Source organism: Empedobacter sp. ULE_I140 (genome assembly GCF_053482575.1).
This window is the reverse complement of the sequence record NZ_JBQMTX010000001.1, coordinates 3,082,572-3,105,867: the sequence shown is the minus strand read 5'-3', so window position 1 is coordinate 3,105,867 and position 23,296 is coordinate 3,082,572. Positions and strand designations below refer to the sequence as shown.

At 34.1% G+C, this 23,296-nt stretch carries 18 protein-coding genes, 2 tRNA genes and 3 rRNA genes; 20 read left to right on the top strand and 3 right to left on the bottom strand.

Annotated elements, in window-relative coordinates:
• The 14 genes from ACTS9J_RS14990 (at nt 1) to ACTS9J_RS14925 (ending at nt 16,425) form a co-directional block, all read left to right on the top strand.
• Nucleotides 1-1,215 (top strand): sterol desaturase family protein, encoded by a 1,215-nt coding sequence (locus tag ACTS9J_RS14990; RefSeq protein WP_448353424.1) that lies wholly within the window; start codon nt 1-3, stop codon nt 1,213-1,215.
• A gap of 83 nt (nt 1,216-1,298) precedes the next feature.
• Nucleotides 1,299-2,459 (top strand): Na+/H+ antiporter NhaA, encoded by a 1,161-nt coding sequence (gene nhaA, locus ACTS9J_RS14985; RefSeq protein WP_448353423.1) that lies wholly within the window; start codon nt 1,299-1,301, stop codon nt 2,457-2,459.
• Nucleotides 2,460-2,559: 100 nt separating this feature from the next.
• Nucleotides 2,560-3,780: a bifunctional folylpolyglutamate synthase/dihydrofolate synthase gene (locus ACTS9J_RS14980; RefSeq protein ID WP_416411043.1), complete on the top strand. Its 1,221-nt coding sequence runs from the start codon at nt 2,560-2,562 to the stop codon at nt 3,778-3,780.
• Between the two features lie 410 nt (nt 3,781-4,190).
• On the top strand, nt 4,191-5,066 hold the full coding sequence (locus ACTS9J_RS14975; RefSeq protein WP_448353422.1) for an IS982 family transposase: 876 nt from the start codon (nt 4,191-4,193) through the stop codon (nt 5,064-5,066).
• A gap of 766 nt (nt 5,067-5,832) precedes the next feature.
• Nucleotides 5,833-7,351: ribosomal RNA gene (locus tag ACTS9J_RS14970) — 16S ribosomal RNA — on the top strand.
• Nucleotides 7,352-7,535: 184 nt separating this feature from the next.
• Nucleotides 7,536-7,609 (top strand) — tRNA-Ile (locus tag ACTS9J_RS14965).
• Between the two features lie 15 nt (nt 7,610-7,624).
• Nucleotides 7,625-7,698, top strand: a tRNA-Ala gene (locus ACTS9J_RS14960).
• A gap of 206 nt (nt 7,699-7,904) precedes the next feature.
• A 23S ribosomal RNA gene (locus ACTS9J_RS14955) occupies nt 7,905-10,690 on the top strand.
• 226 nt (nt 10,691-10,916) lie between these two features.
• Nucleotides 10,917-11,025, top strand: a 5S ribosomal RNA gene (gene rrf / locus ACTS9J_RS14950).
• The 16S, 23S and 5S rRNA genes sit together here with 2 tRNA genes alongside, the layout of an rRNA operon.
• 702 nt (nt 11,026-11,727) lie before the next feature.
• On the top strand, nt 11,728-13,110 hold the full coding sequence (locus tag ACTS9J_RS14945; RefSeq protein ID WP_221856503.1) for an NAD(P)-binding domain-containing protein: 1,383 nt from the start codon (nt 11,728-11,730) through the stop codon (nt 13,108-13,110).
• A gap of 127 nt (nt 13,111-13,237) precedes the next feature.
• Nucleotides 13,238-13,846 (top strand): trimeric intracellular cation channel family protein, encoded by a 609-nt coding sequence (locus ACTS9J_RS14940; RefSeq protein WP_291077216.1) that lies wholly within the window; start codon nt 13,238-13,240, stop codon nt 13,844-13,846.
• Between the two features lie 38 nt (nt 13,847-13,884).
• Complete coding sequence (locus ACTS9J_RS14935; protein ID WP_286495872.1) at nt 13,885-14,490, top strand: trimeric intracellular cation channel family protein; 606 nt, start codon at nt 13,885-13,887, stop codon at nt 14,488-14,490.
• Between the two features lie 2 nt (nt 14,491-14,492).
• Nucleotides 14,493-15,434, top strand: a complete 942-nt coding sequence (gene hutG, locus ACTS9J_RS14930) for a formimidoylglutamase (protein ID WP_416426711.1) — start codon at nt 14,493-14,495, stop codon at nt 15,432-15,434.
• Nucleotides 15,435-15,558: 124 nt separating this feature from the next.
• Nucleotides 15,559-16,425, top strand: a complete 867-nt coding sequence (locus tag ACTS9J_RS14925; protein ID WP_019975176.1) for a sigma-70 family RNA polymerase sigma factor — start codon at nt 15,559-15,561, stop codon at nt 16,423-16,425.
• A gap of 38 nt (nt 16,426-16,463) precedes the next feature.
• Here ACTS9J_RS14925 and mgtE read toward each other — a convergent pair whose 3' ends face one another.
• Nucleotides 16,464-17,783, bottom strand: a complete 1,320-nt coding sequence (mgtE, locus tag ACTS9J_RS14920) for a magnesium transporter (protein ID WP_416410871.1) — start codon at nt 17,781-17,783, stop codon at nt 16,464-16,466.
• A gap of 101 nt (nt 17,784-17,884) precedes the next feature.
• Between mgtE and ACTS9J_RS14915 the strand changes: the two genes are divergently transcribed.
• From ACTS9J_RS14915 to ACTS9J_RS14890, 6 genes are all read left to right on the top strand, one after another.
• Nucleotides 17,885-18,271 (top strand): hypothetical protein, encoded by a 387-nt coding sequence (locus tag ACTS9J_RS14915; RefSeq protein WP_291062292.1) that lies wholly within the window; start codon nt 17,885-17,887, stop codon nt 18,269-18,271.
• Nucleotides 18,272-18,331: 60 nt separating this feature from the next.
• Nucleotides 18,332-18,919 (top strand): hypothetical protein, encoded by a 588-nt coding sequence (locus ACTS9J_RS14910; protein WP_291062290.1) that lies wholly within the window; start codon nt 18,332-18,334, stop codon nt 18,917-18,919.
• 86 nt (nt 18,920-19,005) lie between these two features.
• Nucleotides 19,006-19,653, top strand: coding sequence for a ribulose-phosphate 3-epimerase (rpe, locus tag ACTS9J_RS14905; RefSeq protein ID WP_291062288.1), 648 nt, complete (start codon nt 19,006-19,008; stop codon nt 19,651-19,653).
• A gap of 191 nt (nt 19,654-19,844) precedes the next feature.
• Complete coding sequence (locus tag ACTS9J_RS14900; protein ID WP_280036966.1) at nt 19,845-20,345, top strand: regulatory protein RecX; 501 nt, start codon at nt 19,845-19,847, stop codon at nt 20,343-20,345.
• Nucleotides 20,346-20,439: 94 nt separating this feature from the next.
• Entirely contained in the window at nt 20,440-21,087 is a 648-nt protein-coding gene (locus tag ACTS9J_RS14895) for a hypothetical protein (RefSeq protein WP_291091039.1), read from the top strand.
• A 23-nt stretch (nt 21,088-21,110) separates the two neighbouring features.
• Nucleotides 21,111-21,701 carry a hypothetical protein gene (locus ACTS9J_RS14890; protein ID WP_291091041.1) on the top strand — a complete coding sequence of 197 codons (591 nt, stop codon included), beginning with the start codon at nt 21,111-21,113 and terminating at the stop codon, nt 21,699-21,701.
• A 40-nt stretch (nt 21,702-21,741) separates the two neighbouring features.
• Here ACTS9J_RS14890 and ACTS9J_RS14885 read toward each other — a convergent pair whose 3' ends face one another.
• Nucleotides 21,742-22,374 (bottom strand): CatA-like O-acetyltransferase, encoded by a 633-nt coding sequence (locus ACTS9J_RS14885; protein ID WP_291091043.1) that lies wholly within the window; start codon nt 22,372-22,374, stop codon nt 21,742-21,744.
• Between the two features lie 29 nt (nt 22,375-22,403).
• On the bottom strand, nt 22,404-23,288 hold the full coding sequence (locus tag ACTS9J_RS14880) for a DMT family transporter (protein WP_291091044.1): 885 nt from the start codon (nt 23,286-23,288) through the stop codon (nt 22,404-22,406).
• Nucleotides 23,289-23,296 lie beyond the last annotated feature (8 nt).

Here is a 23,296-nt window from a genome sequence, read left to right as displayed (position 1 = left end):
ATGAATCATCCCGAGTATTTAGCTTTTGCTTTACCAGCTTTTTTTCTTTTTTTATGGCTTGAATATGTAGTTGTTAAAAAGAAAAAATTAAAGAATATTTATAAGTATGAAAGTTCGGTTTCTAATATTTCAATAGGAATTGCAGAACGATTATTGAATCTTTTTATTACGGTAAGTTTTTACAATTTGTATGTTTGGATTTACGAAAATTATCGTCTTTTAGATATTTCAAATGCTTGGTGGATTTGGGTTGTGATGCTTCTAGCGACAGATTTTGTTTGGTATTGGTATCATCGTTTGGGACATGAAGTCAATATTTTTTGGGGAGCCCATATTGTGCATCATCAATCCGAAGAATTTAATTTTACGGTGGCGGCACGTATAACGACTTTGCAAGCAATTGTTCGCAATATTTTTTGGTGTATTTTGCCTTTTATTGGTTTTCATCCAAATTTAGTGATGACGATTTTGGTGGTTCATGGCGTGTATTCTTTTTTTACGCATACGCAGATTTTGGAGAAACAAAAATGGATTGAATATATTTTTATAACACCTTCTCTTCATGGTGTTCATCATGCTTCTGACGAAAAATATTTGGACAAAAATTATGGAGATGTATTTGTTTTTTGGGACATATTATTTGGTACTTTTCAGAAAGAAGAAGAAAAACCAAGATATGGATTGACGCATCCTATCAATAGTTACAGTTTTTTGTGGCAACATTTTCATTATTATTTAGAGTTGTATGAAGCTGCTCGAAGAAAATCCTCCATTAAAGAAAAATTGACGATATATTTTGGTAGTCCAGCAGTGATGGATCAGGAAATAAGACCAATTATTGAAAAGAAATGGATGTCTAAGAATAAAGTGAATAGTTATCATTTCAAATACAAAGGTTATATTAATTTACAATTGATTTTATCGTTTTTTGCGATGAGTATTCTAACATATTACTTTGATCAATTTGATAATTTAACCAAAGGTTTCTTCGTTGTATTTGTCTTGATTACATTTATAAATATTGGTGCACAATTAGAACAAAAAAGATGGGTACCGTATTTAGAACATATTAGATTTTTAATGTTTTGTAGTTTTTTTATCATTCAATCTCATAATTATTTCTTGCTGATTTTACCTTTCATATTCGTTTTTATCATCGAAAAGATGTTTAATTTTAGTAATTGGTATCAAAAAAGTATTTTGAAGATTATATAAATGATAATTTAGGTCTTATTGTTTCGTTTAGATTAGGCGGTTAAAAACGAGTTCATTATTTTTACCAAACTAAAAAAAATATAATGATAGTTTCTAAACTTTTTAACCAATTTTTTCATAGCCAAACCTCAGGAGGAATTTTATTGATTTTCTGTACTGCGTTTTCTTTATTATTAGCCAATTCACCAATTGCAGAATCTTATGATTCTATTTGGGAAATTAATCTATTTGGTCATCATTTTTCACATTGGATTAATGATGGTTTGATGGCTATTTTCTTTTTCTTGATTGGTTTAGAATTAAAACGCGAAGTTTTTGTAGGTGAATTGTCGGATACTAAAAAAGCAATTTTACCTGTTTTTGCAGCTTTGGGAGGAATGTTAATTCCTGCATTTATTTTCTTTTTTACGAATAAAGGAACGGATACCATTCATGGTTTTGGAATTCCGATGGCGACAGATATTGCTTTTGCTGTTGCTATTATAACTATGTTAGGAAAAAGAGTTCCATTATCATTAAAAGTATTTTTAACAGCTTTAGCTGTGATTGACGATTTAGGAGCAATTATCGTGATTGCATTATTTTATCCAAACCCAGAATTACCTTTAGATTTTACACAATTCGGAATTGCAATAGCCATTTTATTAGGTCTTTTCGCTTTAAATAAATTAAAAATAAAATCAATGATTCCTTATATCATTGGAGGGATTGCTGTTTGGTGGTTTATGTTGCATTCGGGTATTCACGCTACAATTGCGGGAGTTTTGGTTGCATTTACAATTCCATTTGATAAGGACGATTCTAAATCACTTTCAGCTAAAATGGAACATGCTTTACATTTACCAGTCGCATTTATTATTTTGCCTTTATTTGCCTTAGCAAATACAGCAATTAGAATTGATGGCGGAGGATTAGCGCATTTTAGTATTCCATTAGCTTCGGGTATTTTTTTAGGATTAGTTGTCGGAAAACCAGTCGGAATTACATTATTTACATGGATTGCGGTTAAATTAGGATTGTGTGAATTACCTACAGCAGTAAATTTCAAACGAGTTTTTGGTGTCGGAATTTTAGGAGGAATTGGATTTACAATGTCTATTTTTGTTTCGATGTTGGCCTTCAAAGACCCAAGTTATATAAATGAAGCGAAATTGATGATTTTAGTAGCTTCGTTAACAGCTGCTATTGTTGGATTTATTGTTTTAAAAATATTATTAACTACAAAACAAGATTATTCAGATTAAGAATAGTCAATTCATAAATAATAGAATCGAATTTTTCTTCGGAGAAATTCGATTTTTTTTTGAAGATGATTCCGTAACTTCGTGTAAAATTTTTGAATAAATGAGAACGTATCAAGAAACAATCGATTGGTTGTTTACAAATTTACCAATGTTTCAACGTGTTGGAGCATCAGCAATGAAAGCAGATTTAACAAATATTACAGCGTTATGCGAGTATTTGGGAAATCCTCAAACTAAGTTTAAAACGGTTCATATTGCAGGGACAAATGGTAAAGGAAGTACGTCTCATATGTTGGCCTCTATTTTTCAGGAAGCAGGTTATAAAACAGGTTTGACAACTTCTCCACATCTCAAAGATTTCCGTGAACGAATATGTGTAAATGGAGAAATGGCTGATGAAGAATTTGTGATTGATTTTGTGAATAAGCATGAGCAAAAAATAATTGATCAAAAAGCATCTTTTTTTGAAATTGCAATTGCGATGGCTTTCGAATATTTTGCACAACAGAAAGTTGATATAGCGATTATAGAAACTGGTTTGGGCGGACGATTAGATTCAACGAATATTATTTTACCAGAACTTTCTGTGATTACGAACATTGGTTTAGATCATACACAATTTTTGGGTGATACATTGGACAAAATTGCATTTGAAAAAGCTGGTATCATAAAACCAAATACAGCGGTTGTAATTGGTGAAACAACAGCAGAGACAAAAACAATTTTTGAACAAGTAGCGAAAGATAGAAATGCAAAAATCATTTTTGCTGAAGAAAAACATTTTCAAGATTTAGCTTCAGATTTGAAAGGGTCTTATCAAATCAAAAATAAACGTACCGTTTTAACCGCTATTGAACAATTGCAAAAACAAGGTTGGGCAGTCTCTCCTGAAAATATTACGAATGGCTTATTGAATGTTGTAAAGAATACAAATTTGCGCGGACGTTGGGATATTTTAGGACAACACCCATTAATTGTTGCTGATACTGCGCATAATCCACATGGTTTAGCAGAGGTTTCAAAACAAATAAATGAGCAAGCTTATAATCAATTGCATTTGGTTTTAGGATTTGTGAATGATAAAGATGTTTTATCTATTTTAAATTTCTTTCCTAAAAAAGCAACTTATTATTTCTGTCAACCAGATGTTCCTCGAAAATATGACATTGACGACTTGTATAAAATCATACCAGAAGATATTACCGATAAACACTTTTTTGATACTGTAGAAAAGGCATTAATTGCTGCAAAATCAAATGCAACAGAAAATGACATGATTTACGTTGGAGGTAGTACATTTATTGTTGCAGAAGTCATCTAATTTTAAAATAATATGAAATAAATCATGATAGACTCCGCTTGAATAGCGGAGTCTATATTTTTTATAACCTATAATAATTATTTTATGTATTAAATGCATGTAATTCATGATTTTGAAAGTTTTTTTACTGAATTTACGATGGTTTTGTTAACTCAAAAAATATGAAAAAAGTTTTATTTGTTTTTACACTTATAGCAACTGCGACATTTGTAAAATCACAGGTAGATGGATATCCCCTGAATTTTATAGTATAAGTTAAGCTACATATTTTAAAAATTGTAAATTATTATTAAACTCAAAGATCGTATTATAACTAAAGCTTTATACCTGTTATACATTTGATTAATAAATAATAAAGTAGTCCATTTAATTGAAAATAAGTAAATTAATTTGAATACAAAATATTTACAATGAACAACTTACTTGCAAATTACGAAAGAATATTGGAAGTTCTACGAAAAATTTCCACAGATACACTTTTAATTTATCAACGTAGAAGACCTAAACTTTTTAATTTAGAACTCATAAGTCTTGTTTTAACAGCTGAATTTATGGGTATTGATAGTGAAAATCATTTATTTCGAAATCTTCCTAAAGCGCTAAGTTGTAAAATTGAGCGTAGTATTTACAATCGTAGAAAACGTAGATTATCAGAGCAAATTAATAGTATTCGACTTAAATTAGCGAAAGAATTTAATGAATTTGAAAATTGTTTTATTGTTGATAGTATGCCGTTGGAGGTGTGTAAAATAGCAAGAATTAATCGCTCTAAAATTTGCAAAGAACATCAGTATAGCGCACCAAATAGAGGTTTTTGTGCTTCTCAGCAAATGTCTTTTTATGGCTATAAACTTCATGCTGTTTGTTCTTTAAATGGTGTTTTCCAGAGTATTGATATCAGTCCCGCATCTGTTCATGATATTCATTTTTTGAAAGATATAAAATCTCAACTATCAGATTGTGTGCTACTTGGTGACAGAGGCTATTTGTCGCAAACAATTCAAATTGACTTATTTAATGAAGCTAATATTCGATTAGAAACACCGAAAAGATCCAATCAAAAAGAGTATAAACCTCAGTTTTATCCATTCAAAAAGTATCGAAAAAGAATTGAAACTTTATTTTCTCAACTATGCGATCAGTTTATGATTAGACGAAATTATGCAAAGACTTTTGAAGGGTTTAAAACAAGGATACTATCAAAAATACTAACGCTTACTATTATTCAATCAATAAACAGAAACCAAAATAGAAATATTAACAACTTAAAAATTAATATTACCTAAATGCACTACGGGTTATTAATATTATTTAGATAACTGTCCATTCAAATCTTGAAAGAGACAATTATATTATGAAATAAAACAAATTTCTACAATTAAAAACATGATAGCTTTGAAATTTCATATAGAAAACTTGCTGAAAAGGCGAGAGTCAATTTAGCGTAATGAGCGTAAAAATGGCTTACTGTTCGCGCAATCTTCCTCTCGTAAACCCAAAATAGTAACTCAAAAAGCGTGCTTTTCTCGTTAAAAATCTAATATCTCACATCTCATATCTAAAAAAATCAAAAAATATTTTCCATTGTACCAGTAACTTAAGAGTCGAATGTTAAATAAATGTAAAGTATGTTTGGAAGTTCGGAAAAATGGGTTGTATATTTGCAACCTCAATACGAAAGACGAGTAGTATTGTAGTTGACATAAGGACTTATATATCGCTAAAAATTATTTAAAAATAAATTTGCGAGTTTAGAAATAAGTTTTACCTTTGCAAACCGATTCCGAAAGGAGTTTGAAAGTGAGAGTAAATTTGACTTGTTGAAATAAAAACTTTAAAAATTTATCAAAATAAATTTTGTTAGTTAAAAAATAAGTTTTACCTTTGCAACCGCAAATACCGAGAGGATTTGCTAAGATGAGAAGTTCATTTGAAATTATAAAATATACAGAAGAAAAAATAGCCGAATAAAACGAAGTCAATCCTTTAATAATGGAGCTATAGGAAATTCGAAGTTGTAAAAACATAGGTAGCAATACCAAAAGAAAAATTACAATGGAGAGTTTGATCCTGGCTCAGGATGAACGCTAGCGGGAGGCTTAACACATGCAAGCCGAGGGGTATAGTTCTTTCGGGAACTAGAGACCGGCGCACGGGTGCGTAACGCGTATGCAACTTGCCCTACTGAAAAGGATAGCCCTTCGAAAGGAGGATTAATACTTTATAACAGATTTAATGGCATCATTAGATTTTGAAAGATTTATCGCAGTAGGATAGGCATGCGTAAGATTAGTTAGTTGGTGAGGTAACGGCTCACCAAGACGATGATCTTTAGGGGGCCTGAGAGGGTGAACCCCCACACTGGTACTGAGACACGGACCAGACTCCTACGGGAGGCAGCAGTGAGGAATATTGGACAATGGGTGGAAGCCTGATCCAGCCATCCCGCGTGTAGGATGACGGCCTTATGGGTTGTAAACTACTTTTATCTGGGGATAAACCTACTTACGTGTAAGTAGCTGAAGGTACCAGAAGAATAAGCACCGGCTAACTCCGTGCCAGCAGCCGCGGTAATACGGAGGGTGCAAGCGTTATCCGGATTTATTGGGTTTAAAGGGTCCGTAGGCGGATTAATCAGTCAGTGGTGAAATCTCATAGCTTAACTATGAAACTGCCATTGATACTGTTAGTCTTGAGTGATGTTGAAGTTGCTGGAATGTGTAGTGTAGCGGTGAAATGCTTAGATATTACGCAGAACACCAATTGCGAAGGCAGGTGACTAAACATTAACTGACGCTGATGGACGAAAGCGTGGGGAGCGAACAGGATTAGATACCCTGGTAGTCCACGCCGTAAACGATGGATACTTGCTGTTGGGTTTTCGGATTCAGTGGCTAAGCGAAAGTTATAAGTATCCCACCTGGGGAGTACGTTCGCAAGAATGAAACTCAAAGGAATTGACGGGGGCCCGCACAAGCGGTGGAGCATGTGGTTTAATTCGATGATACGCGAGGAACCTTACCAAGGCTTAAATGCAATTTGACAGAACTAGAAATAGTTTTTTCTTCGGACAGAATGCAAGGTGCTGCATGGCTGTCGTCAGCTCGTGCCGTGAGGTGTTAGGTTAAGTCCTGCAACGAGCGCAACCCCTATCATTAGTTGCCAGCGTTTAAAGACGGGGACTCTAATGAGACTGCCGGTGCAAACCGCGAGGAAGGTGGGGACGACGTCAAGTCATCACGGCCCTTACGTCTTGGGCTACACACGTGCTACAATGGTAAGTACAGAGGGCAGCTACTTGGCAACAAGATGCGAATCTCAAAAACTTATCTCAGTTCGGATTGGAGTCTGCAACTCGACTCTATGAAGCTGGAATCGCTAGTAATCGCATATCAGCCATGATGCGGTGAATACGTTCCCGGGCCTTGTACACACCGCCCGTCAAGCCATGGAAGCTGGGGGTACCTGAAGTCGGTGACCGTAACAGGAGCTGCCTAGGGTAAAACTGGTAACTAGGGCTAAGTCGTAACAAGGTAGCCGTACCGGAAGGTGCGGCTGGAACATCTCATATTTAGAGAACGACGAATTTTCTTCTATTGTAAGAAGATTGATTTTGATTCGGCTTTTTATTCTGTAATATTTATAAATATATTAGAAGTTAGATATTAGAATTGAGAACTTAGATAAATCTAAATACTCATATCTCAATACTAAAATCTTACAACTAAAAAGACCACTCTTTAAGAGTATTAAAGAGTCTCATAGCTCAGCTGGTTAGAGCGCTACACTGATAATGTAGAGGTCGGCAGTTCGAGTCTGCCTGAGACTACTAATATAGTAAAGAGGGGGATTAGCTCAGCTGGCTAGAGCGCTTGCCTTGCACGCAAGAGGTCATCGGTTCGACTCCGATATTCTCCACGAAGCGATAAACGAATTTCGAAATTCGTCTAAAGCAGAAGAGTTCATTGACATTATTAGAAACAGATTATAAATTTATTTATAATCGCATACAATCAAAAACAAACAGATTTAGAAATAAATTAAAGTTTTATAAAGGTATACAATTAATCAAGAAAACGAGTAAGATTAACATAACCGCTCAATAATATGACGGTTAAATCGAGAAAAAAGTTACAAAGGGCGTACGGCGGATGCCTAGGCTTTGAGAGGCGATGAAGGACGTGATAAGCTGCGATAAGCTACGGGGAGCGGCACATACGCATTAATCCGTAGATTTCCGAATGGGACAACCCGGCATGTTGAAGGCATGTCACTCTAATTTATTAGAGAGCGAACGTTGGGAACTGAAACATCTAAGTACCAATAGGAAAAGAAATCAATTGAGATTCCGTAAGTAGTGGCGAGCGAACGCGGATTAGCCCTAAAGACTTTATAAGGATAACAGAATAACCTGGAAAGGTTAACCGTAGAGGGTGATAGTCCCGTAAGTGAAATTTTTATATAGTTGATAACGAGTAAGGCGGAACACGAGAAATTCTGTCCGAATATGGGAGGACCATCTTCCAAGGCTAAATACTCCTCAAAGACCGATAGTGAACTAGTACTGTGAAGGAAAGGTGAAAAGCATTTCGAATAGAAAGTTGAAATAGAACCTGAAACCGTACGCCTACAAGCGGTCGGAGCACGTAAGTGTGACGGCGTGCCTTTTGCATAATGAGCCTACGAGTTAATGTTGCTGGCAAGGTTAAGCACTTCAGGTGCGGAGCCGTAGCGAAAGCGAGTCTGAATAGGGCGCTATAGTCAGTAGTATTAGACGCGAAACCTTGTGATCTACCCATGGGCAGGTTGAAGCTTTGGTAACACAAAGTGGAGGACCGAACCGGTTGACGTTGAAAAGTCTTCGGATGACCTGTGGGTAGGGGTGAAAGGCCAATCAAACTGGGAAATAGCTCGTACTCCCCGAAATGCATTTAGGTGCAGCGTTTAGTAAAGTATATTAGAGGTAGAGCTACTGATTGGATGCGGGGGCTTCACCGCCTACCAATTCCTGACAAACTCCGAATGCTAATATATGTTTCTAGGCAGTGAGGGCATGGGTGCTAAGGTCCATGTCCGAGAGGGAAAGAACCCAGACCATCAGCTAAGGTCCCCAAATATATGCTAAGTTGAAAAAACGCGGTTGGATTGCATAGACAGCTAGGATGTTAGCTTGGAAGCAGCTATTCATTTAACGAGTGCGTAACAGCTCACTAGTCGAGCGATCCGGCATGGATAATAATCGGGCATAAGCATATTACCGAAGCTATGGATTAGTACATTAGTACTACTGGTAGGGGAGCATTCTAACGGCGCAGAAGTCATCTGGTAATGGATGGTGGAGCTTTTAGAAAAGAAAATGTAGGCATGAGTAACGATAAAATAAGTGAGAAACTTATTCGCCGTAAGACTAAGGGTTCCTCAGCTATGCTAATCAGCTGAGGGTTAGTCGGGACCTAACACGAACCCTAACGGGGTAGTGGATGGCAAACGGGTTAATATTCCCGTACCTGCACTCAATAAAAGTGACGAATGATTGTAGGAGGTGCGTACTGACGGAATAGTACGTTGAACCTACGTAAAGTAGGGATAGTACACGAAGACTTCGGTTAGAGTGATAATCCTCTGAAAATTGTTCCAAGAAATAGCGAGATGTGCAGCCCGTACCGTAAACCGACACAGGTGGTCGAGGAGAGTATCCTAAGGCGCTCGAGCGATTCATGGTTAAGGAATTAGGCAAAATAGACCTGTAACTTCGGGAGAAAGGTCGCTGACAGCAATGTCAGCCTCAGTAAAAAGGCCCAGGCGACTGTTTATCAAAAACACAGGACTCTGCAAAATAGAAATATGACGTATAGGGTCTGACACCTGCCCGGTGCTGGAAGGTTAAGGAAGGAGCTTAGAGGTAACTCGAAGGTTTTGACTGAAGCCCCAGTAAACGGCGGCCGTAACTATAACGGTCCTAAGGTAGCGAAATTCCTTGTCGGGTAAGTTCCGACCTGCACGAATGGTGTAACGATCTGGGCACTGTCTCAACCATGATCTCGGTGAAATTGTAGTATCGGTGAAGATGCCGGTTAATCGCAACGGGACGAAAAGACCCTGTGAACCTTTACTATAGCTTTGTATTGACTTCGGGTAAATAATGTGTAGGATAGGTGGGAGACTATGAAGCAGTATCGCTAGGTATTGTGGAGTCATTGTTGAAATACCACCCTTTATTTACTTGGAGCCTAACTTCTTTATGGAAGGACAGTGCATGGTGGGTAGTTTGACTGGGGTGGTCGCCTCCAAAAGAGTAACGGAGGCTTTCAAAGGTACCCTCAGCACGCTTGGTAACCGTGCGTAGAGTGTAATGGCATAAGGGTGCTTGACTGTGAGACCAACAAGTCGATCAGGTGCGAAAGCAGGACATAGTGATCCGGTGGTTCCGTATGGAAGGGCCATCGCTCAAAGGATAAAAGGTACTCCGGGGATAACAGGCTAGTCTCCCCCAAGAGCTCACATCGACGGGGAGGTTCGGCACCTCGATGTCGGCTCGTCACATCCTGGGGCTGGAGAAGGTCCCAAGGGTTGGGCTGTTCGCCCATTAAAGTGGCACGCGAGCTGGGTTCAGAACGTCGTGAGACAGTTCGGTCTCTATCTGTTGTGATCGTTAGAAGTTTGAGCGGAGTTGACTCTAGTACGAGAGGACCGTGTTGAACAAACCTCTGGTGTATCAGTTGTGCCGCCAGGTGCACCGCTGAGTAGCTACGTTTGGAAGAGATAAGCACTGAAAGCATATAAGTGCGAAACTCGCCGCAAGATAAGACTTCTTTAAAGGGTCGTTGTAGACTACAACGTTGATAGGCTATAGATGTAAAGGCAGTGATGTCATAGTCGAGTAGTACTAATTACCCATAGACTTTTTCTAAAAAAGTAGAACGAATCAAAGCTAATGATAGCAATATCAAAAATAAAAAAGATTAAATACTAAGATTGATTTAATCGTCATAGAGAAGGTTAGTTAATCTTATTTGGATTAATAGAGTAATACCAAAGATTGTGTGAAGGCTTTAGGCCTAAAGCTTTAAGCTTAATGCATAAAGCTATCTAATAATGTCAAAATATACTAGGAACTAAGACCTATACAAAAATATTAGGGTGACTATAGCTGCAGGGCTCACCTCTTCCCATTCCGAACAGAGAAGTTAAGCCTGCCTGCGCCGATGGTACTGTTACTTACGGGAGAGTAGGTCGTCGCCAGTTTTTATTAAAAGCCTCAAGATTTATTTCTTGAGGCTTTTTTGTATTTATGGTTTTCGCTTTAGGCTGAAGGCTGTAAGCTTTACGCTAACTCAAAACTATGTTTTATAAAACAAGAAGCTTGCTTTCATCCAACAAGAAGCTTCTAATTAGTCAACGAGAAGCTTCTTCTTAATAAAAAGGAAGCTTCCTTTTTACAACTAACTTAAAATTTACTACTCATAACTCGATAACACTCCTAGTTTGTTTAGATTTTTATTGTCAGTCTTAAATCTTACGTCTTATAACTTATTACTCAAAACTCAGAACTTACAACCCGCGTTAGGGATAGTAGTGGAAATCCTTTTGTAGAAATTGGATTTTCCTGTAATCACTTCCAATTTTCTTCTACAAAAGATTGCAACGGATAGCCCGACCGAAGGGAACGCTATAATAATTAAGCTTATTATTATGTTTCATAAATATTTGTACATCTGCTATAATTTTAGTACATTGAAGAATAATTTAATTTTGAATAAAATTTTATTTATTCAGCAAGAGGTTTTCTATCTCTTTATATGTTGTAATCATTAGATTACACATTCTATTCTGTTTTACACAATTTTTATAGATGTTTTTTTCTATATCAGGTCGTTTCAGGCATAAAAATCAATTACTATTGAGAGATAGTTGAGTAGTTCATATAAGTTTAATTAAAAACAATTCATGAGTTTAAAAGTAGGCATTATCGGGGCTGGACCAAGTGGTTTGGCAATGTTAAGAGCATTTGAGTCAGAAGAGAAAAAAGGTAACAAAATTCCAGAAATTAAATGTTTTGAGAAGCAAGACAACTGGGGGGGAATGTGGAACTACACTTGGCGTACAGGAGTAGGTAAATACGGAGAGCCATTGCATGGCAGTATGTATAAATATTTATGGTCGAATGGACCAAAAGAATGTTTAGAATTTGCAGATTATACATTTTCTGAACACTTTGGTCAAACAATATCTTCTTATCCACCTAGAGAAGTATTATTCGATTATATAGAAGGAAGAATTAAACAAAGTAATGCGCGAAAGTACATTCAGTTTAATACCGTTGCAAGGTGGGTAGATTATGTAGAGGATAAAAAACAATTTCGCGTTGTTTTTGATGATTTAAAGAAAAATCAAACTTTCGAAGAATATTTCGATTATTTAATTGTCGGAACTGGACATTTTTCTACACCAAATATGCCTTATTTTAAAGGGATCGAGAATTATACAGGAAATGTAATGCATGCGCATGATTTTCGTGGAGCTGATCCATTTAGAGGTAAAGAAATTTTATTGATCGGTAGTAGTTATTCGGCAGAAGATATTGCGGTACAATGTTATAAACACGGAACTAAATCGGTCACAATTTCTTATCGTACAAATCCAATTGATTGTAAATGGCCAAATGGAATAGAAGAATTGCCTTTGGTGACACATTTTGAAGATAAGAAAGCATTTTTCAAAGACGGAACATCAAAAGAGTTTGATGCAGTAATTATGTGTACAGGTTATCAACACAAATTTCCGTTTTTACCAGATAATTTGCGTTTAAAAACCAAAAATTGTTTGTATCCAGAAGGAATGTATAAAGGTGTAATATCAGATGTAAATGCTCAATTGTTATTTTTGGGAATGCAGGATCAATATTACACATTTAATATGTTTGATGCGCAAGCATGGTTTGCACGTGATTATATTTTGGGACGAATTAATTTACCTTCAAAAGAAGAAATTCAAAAAGATATTCAGAAATGGATTGATTATGAAAAACAATCGATTTCTGCTGATGATCATGTTGATTTTCAAACTGATTATTTGAAGGATTTAATTCATTTAACTGATTATCCTATGTTCGATTTGGATAAAGTTGCTAATATGTTCAAATCTTGGTTAAAAGATAAAGAAGAAAATATTTTAACTTATCGAGATAAAACCTATACCTCTGTTATGGACGAAACGAAAGCAGAAAAACATCACACACCTTGGATGAAAGAATTGGATGATAGTTTAGAACGCTATTTGGATGAAGATCCAATTGATGAAAAGCAATTAGAAAAAACAAATTATTATTAATATTAACAAAAAGACTAACAAATGTGTTGGTCTTTTTTTATTTTCGATTGTATATTTAAACATCGTTAAAAAAGAAAAGTGTTTATTTTTGACAGAGCACAACACAATATGATTTAATACAATAGAAATGGAGATTCAATATTTTTTCGAATTATTTGGTACACTTTTTTTTGGAATTTCGGGCGCTTTAGCAGCAGATGAAAAATCTGGTAACGATTGGTTTGGTGTAACCTTTATTGCTTTCCTAACTTCAATTGGAGGTGGTACAATTCGTGATATTTTACTTTCCGTTGAAATTATGTGGATAAAGGATGTTAATCTTATTTATGCAGTAGGGATTGGTGTTATTTTAGCGGCAATTTTCTATGAGCCTCTGTTGAAACTTCGTAAAACATTTATGCTTTTTGATACGTTAGGAATTGCTTTATTTACGATTGTTGGTTTAGAAAAAGCTCTAAATCTTGGAATTCATCCTGTAATTGCACCTGTAATGGGAATGTTTACGGCGGTTTTTGGATCCATTATTCGCGATATGATGTTGAACGAAGTTCCTATTATCTTCAAGAAAGAAATTTATGCGTTTGCATGTCTTTGTGGCGCAGTTATTTATATGATTTTATGGAAATTGGGACTTGATCGTAACATCAATTTCTTTTTTTCGGGAGCTGTAATTGTCGCAGTTCGTTTGACTGCAATTAAGTACAACTTATCATTACCGAAATTCAAAAGCCATTAATTTATAGATTCGTATCTTAGCGAACTAATTTTTTATAGATGGAAATTCAATACATTTTTGAATTATTTGGGACGGTTGTGTTTGCTATTTCTGGTGCTTTAGCTGGAGATGAAAGACAAAAACATGATTGGTTCGGAATTGCTTGTTTTGCTTTTATAACGGCTGTTGGTGGCGGAACTTTACGCGATCTATTTCTTAACAGTTATCCGTTAGTTTGGATAAATGATATGAATGTCATTTATGCAGTTTTTGTTGGAATTTTATTGGCAGGATTATTTTTCAAATATTTTTCACGATTAAGAGTAACATTAATGCTTTTCGATACTTTAGGAATTGCTTTGTTTACGATAGTTGGTTTAGAAAAAGCACATTCTTTGGGCGCAAACAATTTTATTTCTGTAATGATGGGAATGATGACCGCTGTAATGGGTGGTATGTTGCGCGATGTTTTAATGAACAGAACACCAACAGTTTTTGTAAAAGAAATTTACGCAATGGCATGTATTGCAGGTGGAATAATGTATTTGGTTTTTGATAATTTCGGATTAGATCGAAATATAAATTTCATTGTTTCAGGAGCTATTATTGCGACAATTCGTATTGTAACGGTGAAATATAAATTGTCTTTACCTAAATTTTATTAAGCATGCAAAAAATACCATTTAATCAAGAAAATTGGACAGGAAGAATTGATTCTGAAGATGGAGAATTAGGTTTAAGAATTCATCAAGTAATTTCTAATTATGATAATTTTCAGTCATCATCCGTTCAACCAAAAGTACTATTAGGATTTTGTTCGGAAGTAGGTGTTAAACGGAATAAAGGTAGAATTGGTGCGAAAGATTCACCAGATTTGATTCGAAAAAGTTTAGCGAATTTGCCTTTACATTTTTCCGAAACTGATTTTATTTTTGATGCTGGAAATATTCATTGTAATGATAATAATTTAGAATCTGCACGTGAAGAACAAATCAATCAAGTGGATAAAATCATCCAACAAAATCATTTTCCGATTGTAATTGGAGGAGGACACGAAACGGCTTTAGGAGATTTTTTGGCTTTAGCAAAATCATACAAAAATATTGGAATTATCAATCTTGATGCGCATTTTGATTTGAGAACGCCAAATCCGCAATCAACTTCTGGAACGCCTTTTTACGAAATGGCCAAGTATTGCGAAGAAAATGAAATAGGGTTTAATTACATTCCAATTGGTATTCAAGAATTAGGAAATACAAATGCTTTATTTCAGCGCGCAGAAAATTTAGGTGTTAATTTTATCATGGCAGACGAAGTTCATCTTAATTTGAATAAAGTGATAGATGATTTGAAAACGATTCTTCAACAATTTGATGCGCTTTATGTTTCGTTGGATATGGATGTTTTTGATGCAGCTTATGCGCCAGGTGTAAGTGCAACGACAATTAATGGTTTGACTCCTTTTCAGGTTAAATATATTTTGAAGGTTTTAATGAACTCAAACAAAGTGAAAATCTTTGATTTAGTTGAATATAATTCGCTTTTTGATGTTGATAACTCGACAGCGAAACTCTCTGCACAAATGATTTACGAAGTTTTAAGACATTAATTCTGAAATATTTTACAATATTTTGTAACCTTTTTCAGTTATCTGCGTATACATATATAGTGGTGTTGATAAAATGCCAAAAGAAATCGATAATAATCATTAATAATAGGAGGGTTTTAGTTAAATGAGACAGCTTAAAATTACAAAGCAGGTAACAAATCGTGAAACTGCGTCGTTGGATAAATACTTACAAGAGATTGGTAAAGTAGATTTGATTACAGCGGAGGAGGAAGTAGAGTTAGCACAACGTATCAAAGCAGGAGATCGTGTTGCCTTAGAAAAATTAACAAAAGCAAACTTACGTTTCGTGGTATCTGTTGCGAAACAATATCAAAATCAAGGTTTAAGTTTACCAGATTTAATTAATGAAGGAAACTTAGGTTTGATAAAAGCTGCACAACGTTTTGACGAAACGCGTGGTTTCAAATTTATCTCTTATGCGGTTTGGTGGATTCGTCAATCTATCTTACAAGCATTAGCAGAGCAATCTCGTATTGTACGTTTACCATTAAATAAAATTGGATCGATCAATAAAATTAATAAAGCCTATGCTTTATTAGAGCAAGAACATGAACGTGCTCCATCTGCAGAAGAAATTTCTGAAGTTTTGGATATGTCTGAAGGTGATGTAAAAGAGTCGATGAAAAACTCTGGTCGTCACGTCTCAATGGATGCACCATTAGTAGAAGGAGAAGATTCTAACTTATACGATGTATTAAACATTGGTGAATCTCCATCTCCAGATGTACAATTGATGATTGAGTCATTACGTGTAGAGATTGAACGTGCATTGCAAACATTAACGCCTCGTGAAGCTGATTTAATTCGTTTATACTTCGGATTAAACGGTCAACATCCAATGACGTTAGAAGAAATTGGAGAAACGTTTGATTTAACAAGAGAACGTGTTCGTCAAATTAAAGAAAAAGCAATTCGCCGTTTAAAACATACTTCGAGATCTAAGATTTTGAAAACATATATCGGACGATAATAAAAATAAAAAAATCCAGCCAATTGGTTGGATTTTTTTTATAATAATTTTCCGCTTAGTAAGAATGCAGCAATTGTAAAGTAGATAATCAATCCTGAAACGTCAACCAAAGTTGCGACAAAAGGCGAGGATGCTGTTGCGGGATCAAATCCAATTTTTCTCAAAATAAATGGAACTAAAGATCCAGAAAGTGTTCCCCATAAAACAATAACGATTAAGGATAAAGCGACTGTTAAAGCTACATACAACCAATATTCTCCATAACTATAAATTCCAGTTTTTTGCCAAATTAAGATTCGGATAAAACCCACAAATCCTAGAATTGCACCTAAGATTAATCCCGAAGCAAACTCTTTCTTCATTACATACCACCAATCTTTTAGTTTCAATTCGCCCAAAGCCATTGCTCGGATAATCAGCGAAGCCGCTTGAGAACCAGAATTTCCGCCACTCGAAATAATCAATGGAACAAATAAAGCGAGTACAACCGCTTTTTCGATTTCTTGGTCATAATAACTCATAGCAGAAGCAGTAAACATTTCGCCAATAAATAAGATAACCAGCCAACCTGCGCGCTTTTTAATTAATTCCGCAATAGGTGTTTTAGTATACGAAACATCCAATTCTTCCATCCCTCCGAATTTCTGAATATCTTCTGTATCACGCATTTTCATTCGATCCAAGATGTCGTCGAAGGTTACAATTCCGACCAAAACATCATTCTCTGTCACAATTGGGATCGCAGAACGATCGTATTTATCAAAAACTTCTAACGCATCTTCTAAAGGAGTCGTCGTCTTGATTGAAACAAAATTATGATCGATCAAATCTTCTACTTTCGTATCTTCATCAGCCAAAAGAATTTCGCCAATTTTTAAATCATCAATCAATCTATTTTTTCCATCAACAATAAAAATATACGTCAACGTTTCCGCTTTTTTTCCATATTTTTTGATGTGCGCCAAAACTTGTTTTACAGTATAATGTTCTTTTACCTGAATATAATTTGGCGTCATCAAACGCGCAATCGAATCTTCTTTGTATCCAATCAAATTTAGTGCTGTAGCGCGTTCTTCAGGATTTAAAAGATTAATGGAATGTTTGATTAATTGATCTGGGAAATTTTCAAATAGTTCTGTTCGGTCATCAGGATCAAGATTGTTCAAAACTTCAGCTAAATCTTCGTCCGTCAAACTTTTTACAATTTCGTACTGAATATCGGGTTCAAAATAGGAGAATACTTCAACTTTATCATCATTCGAAAGCGAATAAAAAGCGATATTTCTTTTCTTTACGTTCAGTGCAGTCAATTGTTCGGCAATATCTGCTGGATGTTGATTAAGCATATTATTTTCCATAAATTTGTTGTTTTTATCCCAAGCTGCAAATTAAGTCTTTTTGAGATGAGAAGAAGTATAGATTGGCTACTTTTAAGCTAATTTTAATATAGAAAATCATTATGAACAAAGCTGATCAAAACCAAATGAAAGAGTATATAAAATCTATGGATGTAGATGACAGATTCGTTGGAATTTGGTCTGGAACTGATCATGGGAAATTTTTTAAAGGAGAAACAAATAGTTGGATGGTCAATAGAAAAGCTGACGGCACAATGACGGTTAACTTTAAAACGATTTATAGTGATGATCGTGTAACTTTTTCTGAAGACGAAGGTGTTTGGTGCACGATTGGTGATGAATATTACGAGTTTAGAGATTCTGATGAGATGGCAGATATTTATACTTATATTTTTATGTCAAAAGATTCGATTCATTTTATTATCAACGAAGAATTGAAAGACGAAGAACCTTATAACTTTATTGACAATAGAGTTTTCTTGGATTAAAAATAATTTTTCTGAATCATTTTTTCAGTTATATTCGTATTGAATTAATTAACACTGAAAATGAAAAAACTAATATTTACTTTCTTATTATCATCTTCTCTTTTTGCTCAAGAAAAAGCAACAGATTTGTTTAATGCAAACGTTAGTTTTATTGGAATCGGAATTCAATATGAAAAAGCTTTATCCGAAAATTTCACAGCTGTTGGATCTTTAGACTATTTGGGAGGTTTTAAATACAGTTATAGCGATTTTTATGGAAGTGATTTTGAGTATATTTTAACAACAAATATAGCTTTAGAAGGACGTTATTACTATAATTTTGACCGAAGAATTGGCAAAGGAAAAAATACCAAGAATAATTCTGGGAATTATATTGCTGTAAAAGGAACTTATACGCCAGATTGGTTAACAACTTCTAATAGTGATAATTTAGGTGTTAATCCACAAGGTTCTATTACGTTCAATTATGGATTTAAACGTTCTTTTGCTCAAAACTTTTTTTATGAGTTTTATACGGGATTAGGACTTTCTCTTTATCAAGAAACATATACAAACTATGATTTTGATAATTATACAACATCAGAAGTAAAGAGTACAAATACAGGAGTTGCCTTAGATTTAGGTTTTCGAGTTGGTTACAATTTCTAAAAAAAATATAAATCGTTGAGTTTTCAACGATTTTTTTATTTCATTACCTTTGCACCACAAAATACAAACAAACAACAAATAAGATTATGCCAATAGTAGCACCATCAATTTTAGCAGCCGATTTCGGGAATTTAGCAAAAGACATCGAAATGGTTAATAATTCTCAAGCCGAATGGTTTCATTTAGATGTAATGGACGGCGTTTTTGTTCCAAATATCTCTTACGGAATGCCAATTATTGAGAAAATTAATTCGTTAACAGAAAAAGTTTTAGATGTACATTTAATGATTGTTGATCCAGATCGTTACATTTCAACTTTCAAACAAGTTGGTGCAGATATTTTGACTGTTCATTACGAAGCGTGTACACATTTACATCGTACAATTCAGGCTATAAAAGCTGAAGGAATGAAAGCAGGAGTGGCGCTTAATCCGCATACACCAGTATCTGTTTTAGAAGATGTGATTAACGATTTAGATTTAGTTCTAATCATGAGTGTTAATCCAGGTTTTGGAGGTCAAAAATTCATCGAGAATACATACAACAAAGTATCAAAATTGAAAAAAATGATTACAGAAGCAAATGCAAATGTTATCATCGAAATTGATGGAGGAGTTGGAGTACAAAATGCATCAAAATTGGTAGAAGCTGGTGCAGATGCTTTAGTTGCTGGTTCGGCAGTTTTCAATGCTGAGGATCCAACAGCATATATCGCGGAATTACAAAAAGCTTAATAAAAATAGTATTGAGATGTGAGAAATTAGAATTGAGAAGTTCATATTTTTTCCTTCAACTATTTAAAATAAATAATATAAAAACTGAATCAGAAATGATTCAGTTTTTTTGTTGATTAATCCTGAACTTTTTTCAGGATCCTCATCAAGTTAATCAAACAATTTTCTTATTAAAATCTTAACTTTGTTGCATGAATTTTTCGAAAGACAACCCAAAAAAGATTTATACGATTGATGAAATCAAAGATAAAATGGCAAAATATTGCCTTTATCAAGATCGTTGTCATTGGGAAGTAGAGAAAAAACTACGCGATTTTGATTTGATTCCAGAAGCGAAAGATGAGATTCTTTTTAAGTTAATTCATTACGGATTTCTAAATGAAGAACGATTTGTTCATAATTTTGTTCGAGGAAAAGTCAATCAAAAAATGTGGGGAAGAAATCGTCTTCGTCAAGAATTAAAAATGCGTCAAATTGATCAAAAATTAATTGAAAAAGCATTTAAAGAAGAAATTGATTTGGATAAATATTGGAATAATTTATTGCATTTAACACAAAAAAAGTTCAATTTATTAGCTTCTGAGCGAGAATCTTTCAAGAAAATAAACAAAGTAAAAGCATATTTAGCGTACAAAGGTTACGAGTTCGATTTGATGAATGATGCTATAGAAACAGTGAAAACAAAAGAGTAATACAATTCATCCTTAAAATTCGACAATTCGGTCAACTATTTTTAAAATTAAAAACGACTTCACTTAATTTTATTCCATAATAAATAAACACATTATGGAAAATTTAGTCAAAATCATTATTTACATTCACGCATTTTTTGGAGGAATTGGCTTGGTTGCTGGAACAGCTGTTATGATTATAAAAAAAGGAAATTCGACACATAAAAAAGTGGGAAAAATATTTTCGATTGGTATGTTAGTCAGTTCTATTCTTTCGTTAATCATTTGTGCTTTTCCAAATCACCACAATTCTTTTCTTTTAATGATTGGTATTTTCACGATTTATATGATTTTGATCGGAAATAGAATTCTAAATTATAAGCGCAAAAACTATTCGAATAATTTGGATAAAATCATTTCTGGAGCAATGTTTATCACATCTATTGTGATGATTGTTTTTGGATTACTTCCTCTTTTCACAAGCAATGCAATTGGATTATTGTATTTAATTTTTGGGTTTTTAGGAGGGTTTATGTCTTATCGAGATTTTGTTTTTTACAAGAATACAGAGAATTATAAAAAATGGACAATGAATCATGTTGGAAAAATGGTTGGTGCTTATATCGCTTCAGTAACAGCGTTTTTGGTTGCAGGCGCTGGATTTGGAGATAATATTTATTTTTGGATTGTGCCTTCAATTATCGGAACGATTTATATTTTTTCTTGGTCAAAAAAACTAAATAAAAAAGTTGCAGTGAATTGATTATCTTTAATCAAAACACTTATATGAAGAATTTATATTTTTTACTCTTATTCATTCTTTTTGTTCAATGCGAGCAACCGAGCAGTCAATCTGCTAAAGGTTGGGAAAAGAAGAATGAAATAAAAGCAGATTCAGTTTTTAAAGATGAGAATGTAAATGAAGTTATTGAACAAGCTATTGATATTACAAAAAGTAATCATATACCAATTAGAACAATCTCTCTCTTTTTCGCAAAAGAAAAATTTTATTTATATATTTCTTCGACTGGACAAGACTGTTCAATAGGGAATTATTATACATTACCAATTACTATTCAAAATACAGATTATACTATTCTTTTAGATAAAAATGAAGTATTAGATGAATATATCGATATCTCAAATTTAAATTATATCCCTTTAGATAAAGAAAAAATAACATTCTACTGTGAAATAAAAGGTTACGCTTTTCGATTTCATAAAGATGAAGAAGGAAAGTATCAACTAAGAGAGTTGGAGCATTTTTATAATTATACGGATGATTTTGTTTTAGAAGAAGATAAAAAATATTTTCCTATTCAATATGAGGAAATTCCAGAACCAGAACCATTTATTCATCCTGATGATGTAAAATAAAAAAACGAATTTCGAAACTCGAAATTCGTTTTTACTATTTCTAATATTTACCTAATTCGTATTCAAATTCTTGCAGATAATTCGCCAAATGAAAACCGTCTACAAAACCATGATTCGCTTCAACCGAAACAGGCATATACATTTTATCATTTTGCGTATACGCTTTTCCAAAAATAATTCGCGGAATAGATTCTCCTGTTCCAAAATTACTTGGTTGCACTAATCCCGTAAATCTCGACCATGGAAACGTAGAATGACGAACCAAACCAATGGTAATTTCTTCATTTTTGATGTGTAAACCAACCGAGTTTTCTACACTTTGTATTTGCTCTTGAAGTTGCGCGTTAAATGCATCAAAATCTTCGGTAAAATTCATCAATGCAAAACCAAAAGTTCCGTCTTTTCTTCCAATTGTTGTTCCGCAATCTAAATGATCGTACACAAAAATTTCATCATCTTCGATGCGATATTTAAACTCATTAATCTTATTTTCTGCCAACATCGAGCAATGTAAATAGACTGCGAAAAAAGACAATTTATTTGCTTTGGCAAATTTGTACGTTTTAGAACATTCAACCTCCGCAACAACTCCGACATACGGATTATCCATTTTCGAGAACATATTAAAATGCTCTATACGATTCCAACCTTCAGGATTAAATTTCTGTTTCATTGATGCAAAGTTAAAAATAGGATTTACAATTACTTCAATCTTTTTTGTTGATATGCATCACCAATTACATTCAGAGTCACGCCTAGAATAATCATAAAAATTCCTAAAGCCAAACTCAACGAAAAATCTTCACCAAATATCATAACACTTACAGTAACGGCAACCACAGGTTCTGATGCGCCAAGAATAGAAGTGGCTGTAGAACCAATATTTTTAATCGCATAAATCAATGCGATGCTCGAAACAACTGTCGTAACAAACGCAAATGTAAAAAAGTTGAAGGTTAATTCTAATGAAGGTAAAATGAAGGATTCTTTGTGAATAATCATTTTTGTTGCGTAATAAATCGTTGTAAATAGAAACGAATAAAAGCTTAATGTAAAGCCTTTTATATCTCGTACTTTCGATTTGTTGACTGTCACAATATATAATCCGTAACCCAAAGCACTAATAAAAACAATTCCTAATCCGATTGGATTTAGCTCGAATTTTCCTTCTTTAAAACTTAGTAAAATTACACCAGCCAGTACAAAAACAATGGCTACAATAGTTGAAATTGTAATTCTTTCTTTGAAGAAAACAGCCATTATGATGGCAACAATCAACGGATAAACGAATAATAATGTGGAGGCAATTCCAGGAGTTAAATAATCATAACCTAAAAATAAAGCATCCGCTGAGATTCCGTACAATAATCCTAAAATGATTAAAAATGGAATCTGTTTCACATCTATTTTGAATGATTGTTTTTTGATGAATAAATATGTTCCGACAATCAATGCAGAAAAAAAGAATCGATAGAATAATGTAGTATCCATCGAAAAATTTGCCTGTTTTATAGGTAGGATAAATAATGGAATTAATCCATAAGATATGGAAGAAATTAGTCCATATGCGTAACCTTTGAATTTCATTTTTAATA

What these genes read in the sequence shown, in the direction of transcription:
- ACTS9J_RS14990 (WP_448353424.1), top strand. Translation starts at nt 1, where the DNA reads ATGAATCATCCCGAGTATTTAGCTTTTGCTTTACCAGCTTTTTTTCTT.
- nhaA (WP_448353423.1), top strand. Translation starts at nt 1,299, where the DNA reads ATGATAGTTTCTAAACTTTTTAACCAATTTTTTCATAGCCAAACCTCA.
- ACTS9J_RS14940 (WP_291077216.1), top strand. Translation starts at nt 13,238, where the DNA reads ATGGAGATTCAATATTTTTTCGAATTATTTGGTACACTTTTTTTTGGA.
- ACTS9J_RS14915 (WP_291062292.1), top strand. Translation starts at nt 17,885, where the DNA reads ATGAACAAAGCTGATCAAAACCAAATGAAAGAGTATATAAAATCTATG.
- ACTS9J_RS14935 (WP_286495872.1), top strand. Translation starts at nt 13,885, where the DNA reads ATGGAAATTCAATACATTTTTGAATTATTTGGGACGGTTGTGTTTGCT.
- ACTS9J_RS14885 (WP_291091043.1), bottom strand. Translation starts at nt 22,374, where the DNA reads ATGAAACAGAAATTTAATCCTGAAGGTTGGAATCGTATAGAGCATTTT.
- ACTS9J_RS14900 (WP_280036966.1), top strand. Translation starts at nt 19,845, where the DNA reads ATGAATTTTTCGAAAGACAACCCAAAAAAGATTTATACGATTGATGAA.
- ACTS9J_RS14895 (WP_291091039.1), top strand. Translation starts at nt 20,440, where the DNA reads ATGGAAAATTTAGTCAAAATCATTATTTACATTCACGCATTTTTTGGA.
- mgtE (WP_416410871.1), bottom strand. Translation starts at nt 17,783, where the DNA reads ATGGAAAATAATATGCTTAATCAACATCCAGCAGATATTGCCGAACAA.
- ACTS9J_RS14890 (WP_291091041.1), top strand. Translation starts at nt 21,111, where the DNA reads ATGAAGAATTTATATTTTTTACTCTTATTCATTCTTTTTGTTCAATGC.
- ACTS9J_RS14925 (WP_019975176.1), top strand. Translation starts at nt 15,559, where the DNA reads ATGAGACAGCTTAAAATTACAAAGCAGGTAACAAATCGTGAAACTGCG.
- rpe (WP_291062288.1), top strand. Translation starts at nt 19,006, where the DNA reads ATGCCAATAGTAGCACCATCAATTTTAGCAGCCGATTTCGGGAATTTA.
- ACTS9J_RS14975 (WP_448353422.1), top strand. Translation starts at nt 4,191, where the DNA reads ATGAACAACTTACTTGCAAATTACGAAAGAATATTGGAAGTTCTACGA.
- ACTS9J_RS14910 (WP_291062290.1), top strand. Translation starts at nt 18,332, where the DNA reads ATGAAAAAACTAATATTTACTTTCTTATTATCATCTTCTCTTTTTGCT.
- hutG (WP_416426711.1), top strand. Translation starts at nt 14,493, where the DNA reads ATGCAAAAAATACCATTTAATCAAGAAAATTGGACAGGAAGAATTGAT.
- ACTS9J_RS14945 (WP_221856503.1), top strand. Translation starts at nt 11,728, where the DNA reads ATGAGTTTAAAAGTAGGCATTATCGGGGCTGGACCAAGTGGTTTGGCA.
- ACTS9J_RS14980 (WP_416411043.1), top strand. Translation starts at nt 2,560, where the DNA reads ATGAGAACGTATCAAGAAACAATCGATTGGTTGTTTACAAATTTACCA.
- ACTS9J_RS14880 (WP_291091044.1), bottom strand. Translation starts at nt 23,288, where the DNA reads ATGAAATTCAAAGGTTACGCATATGGACTAATTTCTTCCATATCTTAT.